The following is a 17,349-nucleotide window of genomic DNA, read 5'->3' as shown; positions in this document are numbered from 1 at the left end:
TGTTAACTTCTCTATTTTAGCGTGACGATCGCACCATATCCATTATCCATAAATAGCACCGTGCGATCGCACAGCCAAATTAACCAATCCTACCCATTCTCTTGTGTTTTCGGTTTATTTTTGGGTGGATTGGGGGGACACCAAAACAAATTTTTACTCGATACGCCAAGAGATTCGATAATTCCTCGCATCACGTCTGTGCAGTACATCCAATATCCCAAATCATCATACATTTTATCTGGATTGAACTCCAAATTATAATGCAGCACCTTGGGAAGTCCCGCAAATTCATCGGAAGATTGGAGAGAAATTAGCAAGACGCGGAAAGGTTTTCCCTGACATTTTGCTTCCAGCTTATCCAGCAAATCTATCACATAACCGCGATTAGTTACACCCGTGCGAATAAACAGCGCTTCGTCGCAATTTTGTAGCGTATACCAAAAGCGTTCGGCACGTGCGGAATAACGGACGCGCATTCGTTCGTAGACGGGAAACATATTATTTAATGGGTCGTCTGTGTCTTCAACTTCGTGGGCAAAAGATAGACCCGACCACTTGCTGTGGTATATTCGCCTTTCGTCATGATTGTAATGTAAAAATTGGGGGTTCCACATATCTTGAAAACCAGTTTCGATCGCATCGGCGACATCCCCAAGATTGGTGCTGCGCGTTAAATCGAAAGGAAAAGCCGGCCCATCGTACTCCATTTTATATAACAACATTCGAGCCGCACAACGATCGCCTAGAGGAATAATCCCCACCCGGCTAATGTCCGATAATTTACACTTGTATTGAAAAATTACCGAGGATTTTGCTGGCACTTTGACTCGGCTTTCCAGTCCGTCTTTGCCAATCATCATAGTGCGAAACGGCACATCGGGTTCGAGGGGATCTTCATAAACACCGGATGGCATTTGTTTGAGGGCGCTGCGTACCTCTTTCCACATTGGGTGGATGTTATATTCGTGGTCGGATTCGTTGATGATGCGGATGATGTTTTCGCTTTCTTTCAAAAGTGCCAAATGCCCATCGTAGTATAAAGTTTGGGATATTTTTGGCGAAAACAGATTGATTGCCGCACTATATTCAATGTCAGCCCCTGGGGGAATATCTACGCTTGTTTCGATCGTACTATCCTCTCGCGCCCAAAAGTATGGAAGTGTACCTTTGGCAACATTCTTGGCGATATAAATACCGGGTATCAATCCAGCTTTGGCTTTAATAGCTGCTTGCAATTCTTCCCAATAAGCAGCGATCGTATAAGTATATTTTGATGTATTGATTACCCGCAAACTTTTCTCTTGTTGACAGGCAAAGATATGGAAACCCCTGTTATCGCGATAGATTGGTAATTCCTGTTTCTGATTGGAGAGTTGTTTTTCTTTGTTCAATTTGGATTTGTCTATGGCAAACAAGCTCAGATCGATCGCTTCGTACATCAGGCGATGTCCTGTCGTGTTAGGATGAGCCGGATCGAAACAAGTGCCAGCTTTCCAACGCCCTGCCCCATCATCGACAGCATCAAGCCAATTCAGCACGGTCACACCCCAATTTAGCATTCGATTGTGGGTATCTTGCAATAACCAATTATGTTCGGGATAGTAATCGCCATTCGGGTATACTGCTCCTAAAATTGGCATAGCTCCCAACTCTTCGATCATTTTTACGAGTTGTTGCAATCCACTTTCAAAACGTCGTTGCACTGCCCTTCGTTGGTGAGGGGGACAATAAGCTAATCCCTCGTTACCTAGAGAAAGGGCAACGATAACAATATCCGGTTTTTCTGGCGCAACTACCAGGGGAAACCTGTCAATAGTTGTGCTGACATTGGCACCTACTTCGGATACATTTACTAATGTGTGTCCGTATTTTTCATGCAATGCTTGCTCTAAATGCCAAGCCCAACCTTTCAATAACCAAGCATTGCATCCCAAGGCTACAGAACTGCCAATAACTGCTATTTTTAAATTCTCTTCTCCTTTGGTGAGCGGCTTTGCGATCGACTCTTTAAAATATCCGTAGGGAGAAGGCGGCACGTAACTTAACCAGCCATCTTCTACAACTATTGTAGATGGCAGTTTGTCAGCTTCGATCGGTATCCAACGATTCAGCCCCAAAGCTTCCCATTGCACGCTACCATCTGCACGAACTCGCACGTACTTGTATTCGATATTTTGGCAATTTTTTGACTCTAACGACGAGGGAACTATTTCAATGTCTGTCCACCATAAAGGGTAGCTTTCAGCACTGGTGCATAAAGTTATGCACTTGGTTACATCCCACAATCCTAACTCAGGAGTGGAACCGACGAGTGCGATCGATTCTCCCTTTTGCGTGTAGGCCCTTACCTGAAACCGATACATATATGTCTCTTTTGTGTTCGCGAATACTATGGCAGACAGAAAGGTCGAATTATCGTTGCTTTGATGCCCTTGCGGTAACTTCACTTCAGGCACCACAATCCAGAGGTCGCAATGCCTGCCTTCAAGAGCGCTGGACGTAAAGCGATCGATCTCTGGTGTGAATGTATCATGTCTAACTTTTCAAGTCTGTGTTAGAGATTACCATGTAATGCCAATAATAGAAAAATTATTTAAATTGGATAATTTCTTGGATAGTCTCCGCTCTAATATTTCAAATTATCCTTTTACCCAGTCACCTTAAATTAGGCTTTGCAGCTGCTGATACTCCTCTGGGGTATCGATGTCAACTATCCCCTCTGCAAAAGGAACTGAGAGAACTCGATCGCTGTGATTTTGAATAATCTTTTTGGCTCCTTCAGCACCTTTCAACTTCATTAAATTAGGAAAAAAACTGCGATCGAATAAAGCAGGTACGCCCAAAATTCCTGCATATTCTGAGGCAATTATTTGCTTACTTTTTTGAAAATAAACTTCAATCAATTGATTAATAACTTGAGTTGATATAAAAGGTTGATCGCACAAACACAACACTACAGCTTCAGGTTTTTCAGTAACAGTATCTAAGGCTTGGATACCTACTCGAATTGATGAACTCATTCCCTCTGACCATTGGGGATTTTCTACGATTCGGATCGTCAACTGATTAATGTGCGATCGAATTTGTGTGGCATAAGCTCCGAGAACAACTATAATGGGATGACAGCCGGAAGCAAGGGCAACTTCTATTGTATGAGATAATAAGGTAGATTTGCCATAGGGTAATAGTTGTTTGGGCGTACCCATGCGAGTGGAAGCACCCGCCGCAAGAATGATAATACCAACAGTCATAGGATTTTGGATTTTAGATTTTGGATTTTGGATTGACAGGAAAGATCGTACTGTTTGCCAGATCCATTCGATCGCACGTCATGAATTGGTGCTTTTCGGTTGCGTAAAAAGCCACCAGAACGCTTTGCCAAAACAGCTTTAATTTCTGCTATAATTGCCAAGGCAATTTCTGCTGGCGTTTCCGCACCGAGATCGAGACCGATGGGTGCATACAAGCGTTCAAATTGTTCTGAATCTAGCGCCAAGTTTGCTTGTCGTAAATCATGAAATAATTTTTCGATGCGGTTTCTAGAACCGAGAATGCCGATGTAAGGTAAAGGTGAGGAAAGTAGAGTAGGCAAAATATCGCGATCGCACAAATAATTATGCGTCATCACCACAGCAACCGTATAACAATCTAAACTTAGATATTCGGCGATATTTTCCGCGCTGCTAATTACAATTTTATCTGCTAAAGGAAAGCGATTTGATGTCGCATAAGCGGGTCGGCGATCGATTACCGTGACATACCAACCTAACTCTTTTGCCAAACGCACAACGGGAATAGCATCGTCACCCGCACCAAAAACTAGCAGCGAGATGGGAGGTTTAATAACTTCAATGAAAACTTCTGCTTTTTTGTTATTCCATTCGTAGGATTGAATTTGCGATCGCTCATTTTCAAGTGCTGCTTTTACATCCGCAATTACCTTTTGTTCGAGAAACTTATCTGCGATTTGATTGATGATAATCCCAGTGCGATCGCCACATATGCGCGAACCAATTTTTGTAGCAATATTGTCTGATGTGTGAAACACAGTTGCGATCGCACCCACCGAACGCTGACGCAAACAATTGCCGATAAATGTCAAAAATTGGGATTCGATTGCGCGAAGCGCAGCGCAAGCGATCGGTTCGATTAATACCTGAATAATTCCATTGCATCCCATCCCCAAACCCCAGAAAATATCGTCATCTGAGGTAGTATCATAAGTAACGACATTAGGTTTACCAGTAGCGATAACTTCCTGTGCAATATCGCAAACATCATCTTCCAAACATCCGCCACTAATCGCGCCAATTTTGTGACCATCTTCGGTAATTAGCATTCTCGCACCCGGACGACGATAAGCGGAACCTTGCACTTTAACTACCGTAGCAAGTGCTGCCATTTTGCCGTTGTTTTGACTTTCTGTAAATGCCTCGATAATTGCCTGTATTTCATTCATAATTTTTATTGATAGACGTAGAAATTGCAGTATTGTCTGAATCCCAGACTTGCATAAATATTTTTGCCATCTTCAGAAGCTTGTAAAGTCGCAGTTTGATAACCTTGCTTTTTAGCATCGAAAAGCGCCGCTAAAGTCATCGCCGTTCCAATTCCGCGCTTGCGATATTTTGCCAGAGTTACGACACCGTAAATACCCGCCACTCCTGCGTCTAAGAAGAGTTCAGTTGTGGCGATCGCTTCATTTCCTAAATATCCGATATAAAATTGCACAGGAATTTCAGGACGAAATGCGATCGCTGCTGCTTGTCGATAAAATTCGATTACGCAAAAATCTGGCGGATTCCAACAACTGGCGATTATATTTGCATAATCTTCAATTTCTTCAAGATTTTTGACGCGACGAATTTCTAAACCTGGAGGCAAGGTATAATTTTGATTGAATTCGCTTAAATCCATTGCCATTCCCGGCGCTTCTTCAACTTGTTTAATACCGTGTTTTTCCAAACGTTTGGTGAGGTTAGGAGGTTGAGAATTAGCACCGATCCACCAAGCGACAGGAAGGTTGCGTTTCTGGAAGTAGTCGATCGCAAAATCGATGCGATCGACTACTTCTGATGCAGGAAAATTTACCCGACAGACAAAATTGAAAGTATCCGATCGCAATTTGGAATCGATCAGTAACATTTCCGGTGTATCGATAACTGCCATTGCAGGTAGATGGCGGGCGAAGTACGAGATATGCCCGCACATATTGGATTCGATCGCGTTAATAACCTCCACTTCTGTAGCTTGTCCGAGTTTAATAAAATTCATCACTAAATATCACCTATTCACCTATATATAACAACCGCCAAGGCAGTTAGGAAATTCTTAATTCCAGCTACCCCTAACCCCGACGCCCTAATCCCTAACCCCTAGCTTAGTCTATTTGGCACTGAATAAATCCGTCAGCGCCAACTGCATCAGAAAATCTCGCAGAGGTGCAGGATATAAAACGCAGGAATCGTAAAGAGCGGTGAAGTTTGATGAGAGCATACATCACTCATAGCCCATGTTTAGCTCTTGAGCTTGAGCCACCAGTTCATCTAAAACTTGCATTCGTTGACTATCAATTTGCTGTTTGTATTTCATTACATCTTTAAAATAAACGCGGCGATGTCGTCCTACCCGGCGACAGGGTAACTCACCCGATTCAATTAACTTGACAACAAACGGACGCGAAACATTCAGAATCTTTGCTGCTTCCTGAGTTGTCAGTTCTGCATGGATAGGGATGAGAGTAACTGCATTGCCTTGAGCCATTTGTGACAGAATATCCACCAGTAAATGAAATGCTGTGGCCGGGATCTCAACTGTCTGCTCGCTCCCGTCTTCTTCCACCACTTTGAGTTGTTTTTTCTGTTGCGTTAACTTAATCAGAGATGCCAGAATGCGGCTACTTTCTTGAGAGAGCTTGGCATCCGCCTCCGTAGGAATTGCAGGTTTGTTATAAGCAGTAGAGATTACCTTGACACTCCCCCGTCAAGCTGGCGCTGTGACGGGGGATTCTTGCTTCAATGAGAATTGCTTTTTAACACAATTGTTAACGAGTCTTACATTCTCTCCACAAGCTTGAATTCCTGCGTGTCCCGCAGTATTTGTTAACAGTATTCTTATCCCTTCTTCCCATAAATTCTGTGTGGCATTTTCATCTCTATCATGGTGAGTTTTACATTCAGGACAAACCCATTCACGAATGCTGAGATTTAATGAATTGTGCTTAACTTGGCAACTATTACAAAGTTTGCTACTGGGAAAGAATCTGTCAACTTGAATAAATATTCCTCCCTCTCTATCTAGCTTATAACTGATAAAATTAAGCAGCATTCCCCAACCAGCATCTAATACTGATTTCGCTAGCTTGGTTCGTGCTAATCCTTTAATACAAAGGTTCTCAGCTATAATGACTTGGTTTTCGTCAACTAACTTTCTTGAGAGTTTGTGAAGGAAATCAAGTCTAGTGTTAGCTATTTTTTCATGGACTTTTGCTACTCTTTTAACTTGTTTTAGACGATTTAAAGACCCTTTTTTCTTTTTAGATAAAGCTTGTTGTCTGCGTTTTAAACCTTTAGCATATTTTCTAGTAGGTTTAATTGGCTCGACTTGATTAAAGTCTTTTCCATCAAACGTAGTAACTAGGTTACTTAAACCTAAGTCAATGCTTGTGATTTTCCCTGATTTCTTATTGGTTAAATCATCAGTTTCAAATAATATTGCAGCAAAATACTTATCTGTACTCGTTTTTGAAACTGTTACAGATTTAATTTTAGCGTTAATACTTTTTGAGATTGAAGCTTTAACAATCCCAAGTTTGGGAAGTTTTAAGCCACCATTTTTAATCGAACAGCTTTCCGGGTAACGGAGCGACTGCTGACTGTGCTTACTTTTGAACTTAGGGAATCTTGCTCTTTTAGCAAAAAAGTTTTTCAATCCAGATTCTAAGTTCTTAAGTGTTTGCTGTAATGTAGCAGCAGTTACTTCTGTTAGCCATTCGTAATCAGGTAGCTTTTTAAGTTGGGTGAGGTCTTTCGCCATATCACAATAGCTCATACCCTTACCCGTTTCTTGATACTGATTGTTAGTTTTATTCAGGTAATAATTAAACACAAAACGGGAGCAGCCAAAGCTTTTAGCTAAAGCTATTTCCTGTGGTCGGTTTGGATAAATTCTTACCTTCAATGTATCTAACATCAGTTCTTTTGAGCTAAACTTATCTGTATATTAACACTTGGCGCTCAAAAATGTCAACTACATACCATCATGGTTTCAGGTCTGTTTACAGACTTAACGCTCACGTCGTTTTAGTGGTAAAATATCGTAGAGCTGCAATCAATGGCGAAATCTTAATGCGGCTGTCACAAATCTTAAAACAGACCTTAAATAAATGGGAATCAGAATTGCTAGAATTTGATGGGGAGTCAGACCATGTACATTTACTGATTGATTACAAACCTGACATACCACTGTCTACCTTAATCGGGAACTTAAAAACAGTTAGTAGCCGATTAATCCGCAAGGAATATCCCTGGTTGGCGCCGAAATATTTCTACAACAAACCGTATTTTTGGACTGGTTCTTACTTTGTTGCTAGTTGTGGGGGCGCTACAGTTGAACAATTAAAAAAATATGTTGAGCAACAAGCTACACCGGAATAATGATTCGCTATCGCTCAGTTTATATTTTGGTCGCCATTCATCTCCCGTTAACCTTCGGTGTAACGGGAGTCCTCTGGCTCCATTCTGGATAGACAACCAACGAAACAAACGCAACAAATTGAAATAAACGCAATAGCCTTCTGTCCTCTGCCGTCTGAAAAAAGCGATCGCCTACTTTCGATCGAGACCCTATCATAATAATGGGTACACACGACAGTTGCGATCGGCCTAGCCGTACCGTAGGCATTCGCAGCTACAACAAGTCAAATTGCGTTTGAACAGATCGACCTTGCCTAATTATGCCCTACAGTCAATTCACCACGATTACCAAAGTTAAAGAAGCCTTCAATTTAACCACAGTAGAAGGAATCAGATTTCTGCCCGAACTTGACCCCATTCAACCTAGTACCCTGTTAAAAACCCTATTAGAAACCAACATACCTTGGGCGATTGCCACTAGCACTGAAAAAGCTCGTTCTGAAGCTATTATTAACCCCGTATTGCTAGAGGTTCGCCGCATTTTCAATCGACAAATCGGCGTGTTTTCTGGTGAATAATTTAACGTCGATATTGTTTGTATTTGGACGATCAACTATTAATTGGACTTCTACGGGCTACTCTGTGTAAGAATTTTGGGATGAAAGCGGGCAATGCCCACCCTACGGGCTACTTTTAGCTGTAAATCTCAACAAAAGCATTCGTTAATCTTAAATAATCTGTTTTGATACTTTAAACGATATCGTTCCAGATATGGGAAATATTTGCAAATCATCTACATAAAACTTTCTACCATCATCAAAAATGACTGTAAATGAAGTAATACTAATCTGTTCTTCAATTTGATCGAGTAGGCTGAGAACCTGATTGTTTATGAGCAATTCGTACTCCTCAAATTCTAAACGAAGGACTTCAGGCATTTTGTCAAGACTAACTGAACCAGAGTAATACTCTCCTTTATCTTCTACTTCCGCTGTAACCACTACATTCTGCATTGAATCAACAATTTCTATTAGTTTAAGAAACATGGCTAATCCTCCAATCTTGTATCGGTGAAAACGTCAGAGAGCCTACTGAGATTTTCATCGTTGAATCCCTTGCCACCATTTGGGTGAGTAATCCTGTGGTGGTTTGGAAACTTTTTAGTTGGAGCGGGCATAATGTCAAAACCAGCGCTTCTAATTAACGCTTCATTCGTTGAACCTACGACTTTAGCTGCTTCATGCAGCCCTGCGGCGTTGGGAAATGCTTTCTTCATCTGCTGGGCAGCCTCCGCAGGCGATCCACCCTTCAAAACTGATATACCAGGAGGGTTTAACTTTTGCTCAGCTGGCTTTAGCTTGAGATTATCGGGACTTCCACCTCCTATACGGTTAATGTCTCTATCACAAGTATTATGAACCAAAACACCCAAGTCAGAGACGAAGTAGGTATGAAACCCTTCAACCTCAAAGTTGTAAATATTATGTCCGGACGATCGCCCACAATAAAATTTCTTAGGTACGTAGTTGCGATGCCGCACTCCGAATAAGAGCGCTAAAGCGCAACAACGTACCTAATATTTAACTATGGCTAATCGACCGGACACGATATGACATCAAATCCAAACAGAAAAATCAAAATTGGATCAGGCGCTGTAACGGTATTGCCACGTAATCTTGACGATTGTTGAGTTCGTAACCCAAATCGTAGATAATTTTCTCCAGCACATAGCCATCCAGCAACACTTGCAATTCTTGTTCGGTCTTTGGCAAAAAGCTGTCTTTGCTAGCAATTTTCAGATAGCTATTCAAGAAAACAGCACTCACCCAGTTACACCAGAAATTCGCCCATTGTTGCATTAAGGGAAGATTTTCTGGGCGGATAGTGCCGTTTTCGATCTCGCGGCGGAGTGCAATGCTAGCAGCATGATAGAATGATTCCAGCATTGTCGCTACATCTCGCAGGGCCGATCGCTTCATGCGCCGTTCGCTTAAAGTGCGCGTCGGGTCTCCCTCAAAATCGATAATCACAAAGTCATTGCCGGTGTAAAGCACTTGTCCGAGATGGTAATCGCCGTGATAGCGGGTACGCATGGCAGTAATCTTTTGTTTGAGGACTAACTCGAAGCGTCCCAGAAATTCTTCTTGGCGATACAGAACAGAATGTGCCAATTTTTGGAGATCGGGCGGTAATGACTTGAGTCGTTTTTTCAACAACAAAAATACTTGCCCTGTGAGGTTGCGTGCGTATTGGTAAATAGAACGCTGGTAAAAAGATGAAAAAGGTTCTGGGGCAAAATCGGGATTTTCTAGATCGGAAGCTAGGGTCATGTGCAATTCGGCGGTAGACTGACCTAACAGTTCGGCTAAAGCTAGGTAGGAACCGATCGTTTGCCTTGCCAATTCGGGAATTTCTGCTGCCTGCAATTCTAACAGCGATCCGGAAAAAACGGGTACTAAAGTAGTTGTCGCCTGTTGAGACATGACGCGATCGAAGTAGTCGCGCAAGCTATCGAGTGTGTAGTCCCAACTATTCGTGGCATCTTGGATATATTGTTGCAATATCCCCACAGTTATGGGTGCGCTTTTGGCACGGCGGTACTCCAGTTTCCCAGCTAGGGGGGCAAAATGTTTCAAGAGTTTTTTCTCGCCCAAAAAGCGGCGAATTTCCAGATCTGGGTTAATACCTTCGTCGAGTTTGCGGAAGAGTTTGAGGATGAAACGATCGCCGTAAATTACAGAAGTATTTCTGTGTTCGCCTCTGAGAAGATGCGGTTCCAAATCTGCATTTGCTGTTAGCTGCGAGGACAGATCGGTTGTTGTGGCGACCAGTTCTCCTGCCATTCCTTTGAGGTTGCGATCGTGCGCGATCGCATCCAGCAGGGAAGTCAGACAATTTTTATCTGCGATCGCATCAAACAAAACGCCATTTTCCTTTTTACCTTGCACTTGAAGACGAGCGATCGCACAGGCGTTATTTTCGGCCAACAGCTGCTTCCCTTCTTCGCCTTCTGCGTAACCTATCAGCAGCAGGTAAGTTTGCGGTTCTCCTTGGGTATACTCTACCCGCAACCAAACTATCCGCGCTTCTTTTTCCTCGCGAAAAATTGGCAATGCTTCCACAATATGCGCGGCGGAAATCGTGCGGTCTTTTTCGCTATACCAAGGACAAGTGTACAGGTAATCGGACAAAATAGATTCCAGAGTTGTTTTCGACTCCGGTTGCACAAAAATATTATCCCACTTACCGTTAGCAACTAAAGCTGTCAGTTGTGTTTGCGGTTTTGGCAGTTGGGTTAAGCTGGGTTGCAGCTTGAGGGTAAACCAATAAAATGCGTAGGGACTGATGCTGATAAAGTACGGCGATTCGCCGATGGGGGGAAATTGAGTGCGACCGAAAATTTCGATCGGTATCATACCTTTGAAGGGCGATAAATCTAATTCCACCGTTTGCACAAAACGGGACAAATTCGCCACTACTAAGATATGTTCTTCACCGTATGTGCGGGTGAAAGCAATTACTTTGCGGTTTTCTGGGTGGAGGAATTCAAAACTTCCCTTTCCTAATGCCTGGAAACGTTTGCGAGTAGCGATCAGGCGTTTCATGAAATACCAAAGGGAATTGGAGTTTGCCCGCTGCGCTTCTACGTTGATTGCTTCGTAATGATATTCCGATTCGACGATAATCGGTAAATATAGTTTTTGGGGATTGGTGCGACTGAAACCGGCATTGCGATCGGCACTCCACTGCATCGGTGTGCGGACGCCGTTGCGATCGCCTACGTAAACGTTATCTCCCATACCAATTTCATCGCCGTAGTAAAGTACGGGTGTGCCTGGGAGAGACAGCAGCAAACTGTTGAGTAATTCGATTTGACGGCGATCGTTTCCTAGCAGAGGTGCTAAGCGGCGACGGATACCCAAGTTTACTCTCATTTCCTGGTCTTGGGCATAGACGCGATACATATAGTCTCGGTCTTCATCTGTCACCATTTCCAGGGTTAGTTCGTCGTGATTGCGAAGGAACAATGCCCACTGACAGTTATCGGGAATGGGGGGAGTTTGCTTGAGAATATCGATAATGGGGAAGCTATCTTCCATCCGCAGCGACATGAACAAACGCGGCATGAGGGGAAAATGGAAGTTCATGTGACACTCATCCCCGTTGCCGTAATATTGTGCCGCATCTTCAGGCCATTGATTTGCCTCTGCTAGCAACATCCGGTTGGGGTATTTGGTGTCGATGTGCGATCGCAATTGCTTGAGAAACTGGTGCGTTTCTTCCAGGTTTTCGCAATTCGTTCCTTCCCGTTCGTACAAATAAGGTACTGCATCTAGGCGCAGTCCGTCTACTCCCATGTCTAACCAAAAATCCAACACCTCCAAGACGGCTTTTCGGACTTCTGGATTGTCATAATTGAGGTCGGGTTGATGGTAGTAGAAGCGATGCCAGTAATAAGCTTTGGCCAGCGGGTCCCAAGTCCAGTTAGAGGTTTCAAAATCTTTGAAGATAATTCTCGCTTCCCGGTATTTTTCGGGAGAATCGCTCCAAACGTAAAAATCTCTTTCCTTGCTGCCTTTCGCTGCCCGTCGCGCCCGCTGAAACCAAGGATGCTGGTCGGATGTATGGTTGACAATTAATTCGATAATTACGCGGATATCTCGTTGATGCGCTGCTGACAAAAATTCTTTAAAATCTGATAGCGTACCGTAAATGGGATTGACGCTGGTGTAATCGGCAATATCGTATCCGTCATCTCGTAGCGGTGACGGGAAGAAGGGCAGTATCCAGAGTGCGGTGACTCCTAAATCTTGTAGGTAATCCAGTTTTTCTGTGAGCCCTCGAAAGTCGCCGATGCCATCACCGTTGCTATCGGCAAAGGCACGCACCGGTACTTCGTAAATGATGGCGTTCTTAAACCAGAGGGGGTCGTCATTTGATATTGAGTTTGGCATTTTCTCCACAGTCGATCGATTTTAGATTTTAGATTTTGCGCGAAGTGGGCGTCTTGGCGGTGACCGTCACGATACTCACCTTCGCAAGAGAAGATTTTGGATTTTTGGTTTATCCCCAGTTCGTTTCAAACTACAAGCGGTCTTCGATTTATTTTAAGTTTTCACCGTAATCTTTGTCTCTCACCGACGATGTAAATTAGATTTCTAAGTCTGTTTCGCGGCAATATACCTAAAATAGGATGCTTTTGTCAAATCAGTAACATTTATTTTATATTTACGCTAATTTAGATATCTATCTTAAGTATTATTGCAATCTTTCGATACAGGAGTTAATCTTAATGTTTGGACAATATAAAAAATTGCCATGACTTTTCAACGCTGTAGTGGAATATTGTTGCACCCGACCAGTCTGCCGAGTCGATTTGGGATTGGCGATTTGGGAAAATCGGCTTACGAATTCGTGGATTTTTTGGCAAGAAGCGGTCAAAAGTTATGGCAAGTTCTACCGTTGGGGCCAACGGGATACGAACATTCACCCTATACGATGAACTTTAGCGCCTTCGCAGGCAATCCTCTACTGATTAGTCTGGATTTATTAGCAGAAGAAGGATTATTAAGCCCAGACGAATTGGCAGATTTACCGCCTAGTGCAGATGTGCCTGCTCATAAAGTGGATTTCGATCGCGTCATCCCCCACAAAGCTAAATTGCTCAAAGTAGCCTACGAGCGGTTCCAGCAATCTTTAATTAACAAACGCCATACTGTATTTGAACAATTTTGTCAGGAACAGTCATATTGGCTCGATGACTACGTGCTGTTTATGGCATTAATGGAAGCCAATCACGGCAAGAGTTGGAATCATTGGGAGAATGCGATCGCCAGACGGGAACCTGACGCGCTCAAAGCCCAAGCCGAACATTTAAAAGAGCGCATCGCATTCCACAAGTTCTTGCAATTTAAGTTTTTTGAACAGTGGCGCAAGCTACGCAATTATACGAATAATAAAAATATTAAAATAGTTGGCGATGTTTCTATTTATGTCTGCCATAATAGCGCCGAGGTTTGGGGAAATCCAGAAATTTTTAAACTCGATCCGCAAACATTAGAACCAGCATATATTGCTGGCGTTCCTCCAGATTACTTCAGCGCCACCGGACAGCTGTGGGGAAACCCAGTTTATAACTGGGATAAGCTGCGAGAAACTAACTATGCTTGGTGGATAAGTCGATTTAAAGCAACACTGCAATATGTAGATATAGTTCGCATCGATCATTTCCGAGGTTTTGAAGCGTATTGGCAAGTGCCGGCAGGGGAAGAAAATGCCATAAATGGTGAGTGGATAAAAGCGCCAGGAGCAGAATTTTTTGAAACTCTCCGCACAACTTTGGGAAGTTTGCCGGTGATGGCAGAAGATTTGGGTATTATCACGCCGGAAGTGGAAGAATTGCGCGATCGCTTCGATTTTCCCGGTATGCGAATCTTGCAGTTTGCTTTCAGCGAAGGTACTGACAATGCTTACTTGCCGCACCACTACGTAAATAATTGCGTAGTCTACACGGGAACTCACGACAACAGTACAACATTGGGGTGGTGGCAGCAAGTCAGTTCCCACGAAAAGCAACTGCTGGCTAAATACTTCGGTTATTCTACTCCTGAAGACATCAAAGAAGTTAATTGGCTTCTGATTCGAGCGGCTTTAGCTTCGGTGGCTGACCTAGCGATTATCCCACTTCAAGATATTTTAGATTTGGACGATCGCGCCCGCATGAACGACCCCAGTATCATTCCCGGTAACTGGCGCTGGCGCTACGACAAGTCGGAAATTCTCACAAAGGAATTGAGCGATCGTCTTTTAGAGCTAACCCAACTTTATAGTAGATAGGCAATATTTACTGCCGGTTATTTTTACCGCAGATGTAGGCAGATAAACGCGGATAAACGCAGATAAGAGAGCGATTTTTTGACTTTCTTCCCTGTGTGAGATTATCCATCGCAAGTCACCTGTTGTTCTTTTCTCCCCCACTCTCCCACTCCCCCACTCCCCCACTCTCCCACTCCCCCACTCCCCCACTCCCCCACTCCCCCACTCCCCCACTCCCCCACTCCCCCACTCCCCCACTCCCCCTAATCCGGCTTCAACGCCGCACGAGCTAATTTGGCATAAGTTTTTACTGTTTGATAAGGCATTTCCAAATCTTCGGAAATCGCTTGTAACGATTCGCCTAACTCGCGCCGTGCGAGGATAGTTGCCCAAGTTTCGGCAATTTCTCTGGCTCGATCGCCTCCCGTGCGTTTACGCTGGAGGGTAAATATTTCCGTAAGTTGGGCAATCCTTTCGGCTAACAAATCCTCGACTGAGGGTGCAGCAGGCGCAGGCTCATCTTGACCCATCAGCCATCCCAAGCGCGTTTGTCCCAATCCAAAGGTAGTTTTGTGACCCGTTCCGCAATAGGGTGCAAGTTGTCCCAAAGCAGAGAATAACTGCTGAAACTCAGGTTGTGCTTGACTTGCTTTGCTCAGACCGTATTCGATCGCACCCGTAAATCCGGTCACCGATCCTTTCTTTCCCGCTTGCACCTTAGACGAATCTAGCTTAACGCGATGCACGACAACGCATTCATCCACCCAAGCGAGGAAAGCTTCTTGGTCGAACGACATCCCGGAAAAGTCATTCCAACGACGCAGATAGCTATGAAAAACATTGATTGGCAAGGGTAAGGGAAAATGATGTCCTTTGCGACGAAAACTCGTGGGTGTCAAAAAACTTAATTTCAGCGTCGATGATGATGAACGCTGCGATTGAAATAGTTGGGCGTAGGTGGTAGGAGGATGGGAAATTTGACACGATCGAATCTTTAAGGACACATCGCGCAAGTTAACTTCTGCTGGCATCGCTTCCATCCATTTTGCTAACCATCGCGCTACCCTAGATGACAAAGCCGTCACGTACCAGCGATAAGTTTGTCCGCCTTGCACTTGTAATTCCCTGCCACTGGGGACTAATGGCCCATCCAATCCGGAAATTGTAAACGGTTTCTCTGATTGTCCGTCGTGCAGGTAAGCCGATAAATCCGGGTCGATCGATCGCACTCGATCCAGCCACCAAGCATGAAGTCCGATCGCATACTGAGGATATAAAGAACCATCAGCACCCGCTTCTAATTCAAAGACTAATCCTACCAGTTCTGTATCGTCTGGCCAAATCAGGGTAGGTGCGGATTGCTTGGTGCGCTGGCGGCGGCGTCCGGTAAGCTGAGACATTAGTTTGACTCGACTATCTGGCTGTTTCGGATCGATCGTGGCTTACTGAAAGGGAGAACGGGTAGGGGTTAGGGGTTAGGGGTTAGGGATTAGAGGTTAGAGGTTAGGGAAGAGGGAAAAGGGAAGAGGGAAGAGGAGGAATTTTTAAAGGATGGACTTTCCCTAATCCCTAATCCCTAATCCCTAATCCCTAATCCCTAATCCCTAATCCCTAATCCCTTTTTGACTTTTGACTTTTGACTTCCCCCTCTTGCTTGGTATTGTACTTGCTTTCCATCCCCTTGTGGGGAAGACTCGATCGCAATTATAATGTTAATGAGAATTTGATTCCGCAGACGTTTCCATACCCAGAAGTTAAAAAAATTTGCTATAAATAGCATCCAATAAGCCTGAGTCGATCGCGCTGCCCTAGCAGAAAGATTCGCCGTACCTCTGTCGCTTTGGTGATTACCAAAGGTATAGGTAGAGGTATTAGTGTGACTCGACTTAGAATTAACAATTTCGAGGTAAAGCCGCCACACAAGTCGCAAATTGTAAATAAAGCAACCACACTTTTTTGAAAAGTTGGCTTTACTTAGAAAAAGACAAGACTGATTTAGGAGTTCTCTATGAAATACACTTTTGATTTGCTCGGAGTGTCTCCAATTTTGTACTTTTTTAATCAGCAGCAAAAGGTTGAAGAACAAACAGCGCCAGCCGGTGTGGAATACGTGGGAGCGTATAAATGCACCCTCGATGCCTTCATTGAATCTGTCGAACCTGTGCCGCCAAAGCGAGGTTGGGATATGGATGAAGTTGTAGATACAGTGATTAACTTCTGGGTACACAACTCAGACACCATCCAGTATTGGAAAGAGCGATTGAAGGACGCCGGCAACGAAAATGTCCTGGTAGCGCGAGTAGGCGATATCCAGTCCTTAAAAGCTGAATTTGAATCCCTACTAGGCAAGAAGGGTTGAAAAATTCTCATCTGCTGAATAAAACTTATTTGCAAACACCAAGATTTGTGATAATCTGCTGTAAGAGCGTTTCTGGTGGCTGCGAGGCATCTACAATAATTGCTGACTTCGGCTCCTCAAGGGTATCAAACTGGCTTTGCAGCAGGTCTTTATTCATAAAGTGGTTCTGGCGCGATTGCAATCGCTTCTGAATCAGCTCGAAGCTGCCTTTGAGGTAAACCAGTCGTATTCGATCGGGGTCAATATCGAGCATCTCGCGATAGGTAGATTTTAAGGCGGAACAAGCCAGAACCATATCGCGTTCTTCTTGCAGCCATTGTGCGATCGCCCGTTGCATTGCCAATAACCAGGGTATGCGATCGGCATCGTTTAAGGGAATACCTTTACTCATCTTCTCGACATTAGCAGGCGAGTGGAATGAGTCCGCGTCGCTGAAACCCCAATTCAATGCCGACGCCAGCATCTCCCCAATGGTAGATTTACCGGAACCGCTCACCCCCATGATGATAATCACCATTTTATTGCCATGAAATGTTGATG

15 protein-coding genes and 2 pseudogenes are annotated in these 17,349 nt (G+C 43.9%); 4 read left to right on the top strand and 13 right to left on the bottom strand.

The annotated features are described in order from the left end of the window. Positions 1–89: 89 nt before the first annotated feature. The 7 genes and pseudogenes from H6G03_RS15605 to H6G03_RS15575 form a co-directional block, all read right to left on the bottom strand. Positions 90–2,363: a DUF1796 family putative cysteine peptidase gene (locus H6G03_RS15605; protein WP_190465286.1), complete on the bottom strand. Its 2,274-nt coding sequence runs from the start codon at positions 2,361–2,363 to the stop codon at positions 90–92. 297 nt (positions 2,364–2,660) lie between these two features. Beyond that, the gene (locus tag H6G03_RS15600) at positions 2,661–3,251 is read right to left on the bottom strand and encodes a nucleotidyltransferase family protein (protein ID WP_190465285.1); all 591 of its coding nucleotides are present in this window, start codon (positions 3,249–3,251) and stop codon (positions 2,661–2,663) included. Further along, the gene (locus H6G03_RS15595) at positions 3,248–4,459 is read right to left on the bottom strand and encodes an XdhC family protein (RefSeq protein WP_190465284.1); all 1,212 of its coding nucleotides are present in this window, start codon (positions 4,457–4,459) and stop codon (positions 3,248–3,250) included. The genes H6G03_RS15600 and H6G03_RS15595 overlap by 4 nt, the downstream gene beginning before the upstream one ends. Before the next feature lie 5 nt (positions 4,460–4,464). Then, positions 4,465–5,274 carry a GNAT family N-acetyltransferase gene (locus H6G03_RS15590; protein ID WP_190465283.1) on the bottom strand — a complete coding sequence of 270 codons (810 nt, stop codon included), beginning with the start codon at positions 5,272–5,274 and terminating at the stop codon, positions 4,465–4,467. A 114-nt stretch (positions 5,275–5,388) separates the two neighbouring features. Continuing rightward, positions 5,389–5,496 (bottom strand): annotated as a pseudogene (locus tag H6G03_RS39785) (PIN domain-containing protein); the annotation flags it as partial. Between the two features lie 3 nt (positions 5,497–5,499). After that, positions 5,500–5,841 carry a helix-turn-helix domain-containing protein gene (locus tag H6G03_RS15580; protein ID WP_322111917.1) on the bottom strand — a complete coding sequence of 114 codons (342 nt, stop codon included), beginning with the start codon at positions 5,839–5,841 and terminating at the stop codon, positions 5,500–5,502. A 141-nt stretch (positions 5,842–5,982) separates the two neighbouring features. After that, positions 5,983–7,191, bottom strand: a complete 1,209-nt coding sequence (locus tag H6G03_RS15575; protein WP_190465282.1) for an RNA-guided endonuclease InsQ/TnpB family protein — start codon at positions 7,189–7,191, stop codon at positions 5,983–5,985. Between the two features lie 50 nt (positions 7,192–7,241). Here H6G03_RS15575 and tnpA point away from each other — a divergent pair, with 50 nt between their 5' ends. Both tnpA and H6G03_RS15565 read left to right on the top strand, forming a co-directional pair. Then, a complete protein-coding gene (gene tnpA / locus H6G03_RS15570; RefSeq protein ID WP_190465281.1) occupies positions 7,242–7,655 on the top strand; it encodes an IS200/IS605 family transposase in 414 nt (137 codons plus the stop codon). Between the two features lie 299 nt (positions 7,656–7,954). After that, a pseudogene (locus H6G03_RS15565) lies at positions 7,955–8,209 on the top strand (hypothetical protein); the annotation flags it as partial. 153 nt (positions 8,210–8,362) lie between these two features. Here the strand turns inward: H6G03_RS15565 and H6G03_RS15560 are convergent. The 3 genes from H6G03_RS15560 to treS form a co-directional block, all read right to left on the bottom strand. Beyond that, complete coding sequence (locus H6G03_RS15560; protein WP_190465280.1) at positions 8,363–8,680, bottom strand: hypothetical protein; 318 nt, start codon at positions 8,678–8,680, stop codon at positions 8,363–8,365. Positions 8,681–8,682: 2 nt separating this feature from the next. Then, positions 8,683–9,174, bottom strand: a complete 492-nt coding sequence (locus tag H6G03_RS15555; protein WP_190465279.1) for a hypothetical protein — start codon at positions 9,172–9,174, stop codon at positions 8,683–8,685. Positions 9,175–9,268: 94 nt separating this feature from the next. Beyond that, positions 9,269–12,589 carry a maltose alpha-D-glucosyltransferase gene (treS, locus tag H6G03_RS15550; RefSeq protein WP_190465278.1) on the bottom strand — a complete coding sequence of 1,107 codons (3,321 nt, stop codon included), beginning with the start codon at positions 12,587–12,589 and terminating at the stop codon, positions 9,269–9,271. 364 nt (positions 12,590–12,953) lie between these two features. Here treS and malQ point away from each other — a divergent pair, with 364 nt between their 5' ends. Next, positions 12,954–14,471 carry a 4-alpha-glucanotransferase gene (gene malQ / locus H6G03_RS15545; RefSeq protein WP_190465277.1) on the top strand — a complete coding sequence of 506 codons (1,518 nt, stop codon included), beginning with the start codon at positions 12,954–12,956 and terminating at the stop codon, positions 14,469–14,471. 242 nt (positions 14,472–14,713) lie between these two features. Here malQ and cas6 read toward each other — a convergent pair whose 3' ends face one another. Continuing rightward, the gene (cas6, locus tag H6G03_RS15540) at positions 14,714–15,850 is read right to left on the bottom strand and encodes a CRISPR-associated endoribonuclease Cas6 (RefSeq protein WP_190465276.1); all 1,137 of its coding nucleotides are present in this window, start codon (positions 15,848–15,850) and stop codon (positions 14,714–14,716) included. A gap of 197 nt (positions 15,851–16,047) precedes the next feature. Continuing rightward, on the bottom strand, positions 16,048–16,371 hold the full coding sequence (locus H6G03_RS15535; RefSeq protein ID WP_190465275.1) for a hypothetical protein: 324 nt from the start codon (positions 16,369–16,371) through the stop codon (positions 16,048–16,050). Positions 16,372–16,458: 87 nt separating this feature from the next. On the opposite strand from H6G03_RS15535, the gene H6G03_RS15530 reads away from it, so the two are divergent. Further along, the gene (locus H6G03_RS15530) at positions 16,459–16,809 is read left to right on the top strand and encodes a hypothetical protein (protein WP_190465274.1); all 351 of its coding nucleotides are present in this window, start codon (positions 16,459–16,461) and stop codon (positions 16,807–16,809) included. A 25-nt stretch (positions 16,810–16,834) separates the two neighbouring features. Here H6G03_RS15530 and H6G03_RS15525 read toward each other — a convergent pair whose 3' ends face one another. Beyond that, entirely contained in the window at positions 16,835–17,326 is a 492-nt protein-coding gene (locus H6G03_RS15525) for a gluconokinase (protein ID WP_190465311.1), read from the bottom strand. Positions 17,327–17,349 lie beyond the last annotated feature (23 nt).

Origin of the sequence: Aerosakkonema funiforme FACHB-1375 (assembly GCF_014696265.1) — a bacterium.
Classification (GTDB): Bacteria; Cyanobacteriota; Cyanobacteriia; order Cyanobacteriales; family Aerosakkonemataceae; genus Aerosakkonema; species Aerosakkonema funiforme_A.
The sequence above is the reverse complement of the archived record's forward strand: the minus strand, read 5'-3'. Positions and strand labels throughout refer to the sequence as shown.

What these genes read in the sequence shown, in the direction of transcription:
- malQ (WP_190465277.1), top strand. Translation starts at nt 12,954, where the DNA reads ATGACTTTTCAACGCTGTAGTGGAATATTGTTGCACCCGACCAGTCTG.
- H6G03_RS15590 (WP_190465283.1), bottom strand. Translation starts at nt 5,274, where the DNA reads ATGAATTTTATTAAACTCGGACAAGCTACAGAAGTGGAGGTTATTAAC.
- H6G03_RS15575 (WP_190465282.1), bottom strand. Translation starts at nt 7,191, where the DNA reads ATGTTAGATACATTGAAGGTAAGAATTTATCCAAACCGACCACAGGAA.
- tnpA (WP_190465281.1), top strand. Translation starts at nt 7,242, where the DNA reads ATGTCAACTACATACCATCATGGTTTCAGGTCTGTTTACAGACTTAAC.
- H6G03_RS15525 (WP_190465311.1), bottom strand. Translation starts at nt 17,326, where the DNA reads ATGGTGATTATCATCATGGGGGTGAGCGGTTCCGGTAAATCTACCATT.
- H6G03_RS15560 (WP_190465280.1), bottom strand. Translation starts at nt 8,680, where the DNA reads ATGTTTCTTAAACTAATAGAAATTGTTGATTCAATGCAGAATGTAGTG.
- treS (WP_190465278.1), bottom strand. Translation starts at nt 12,589, where the DNA reads ATGCCAAACTCAATATCAAATGACGACCCCCTCTGGTTTAAGAACGCC.
- H6G03_RS15595 (WP_190465284.1), bottom strand. Translation starts at nt 4,459, where the DNA reads ATGAATGAAATACAGGCAATTATCGAGGCATTTACAGAAAGTCAAAAC.
- H6G03_RS15600 (WP_190465285.1), bottom strand. Translation starts at nt 3,251, where the DNA reads ATGACTGTTGGTATTATCATTCTTGCGGCGGGTGCTTCCACTCGCATG.
- H6G03_RS15530 (WP_190465274.1), top strand. Translation starts at nt 16,459, where the DNA reads ATGAAATACACTTTTGATTTGCTCGGAGTGTCTCCAATTTTGTACTTT.
- H6G03_RS15605 (WP_190465286.1), bottom strand. Translation starts at nt 2,363, where the DNA reads ATGTATCGGTTTCAGGTAAGGGCCTACACGCAAAAGGGAGAATCGATC.
- cas6 (WP_190465276.1), bottom strand. Translation starts at nt 15,850, where the DNA reads ATGTCTCAGCTTACCGGACGCCGCCGCCAGCGCACCAAGCAATCCGCA.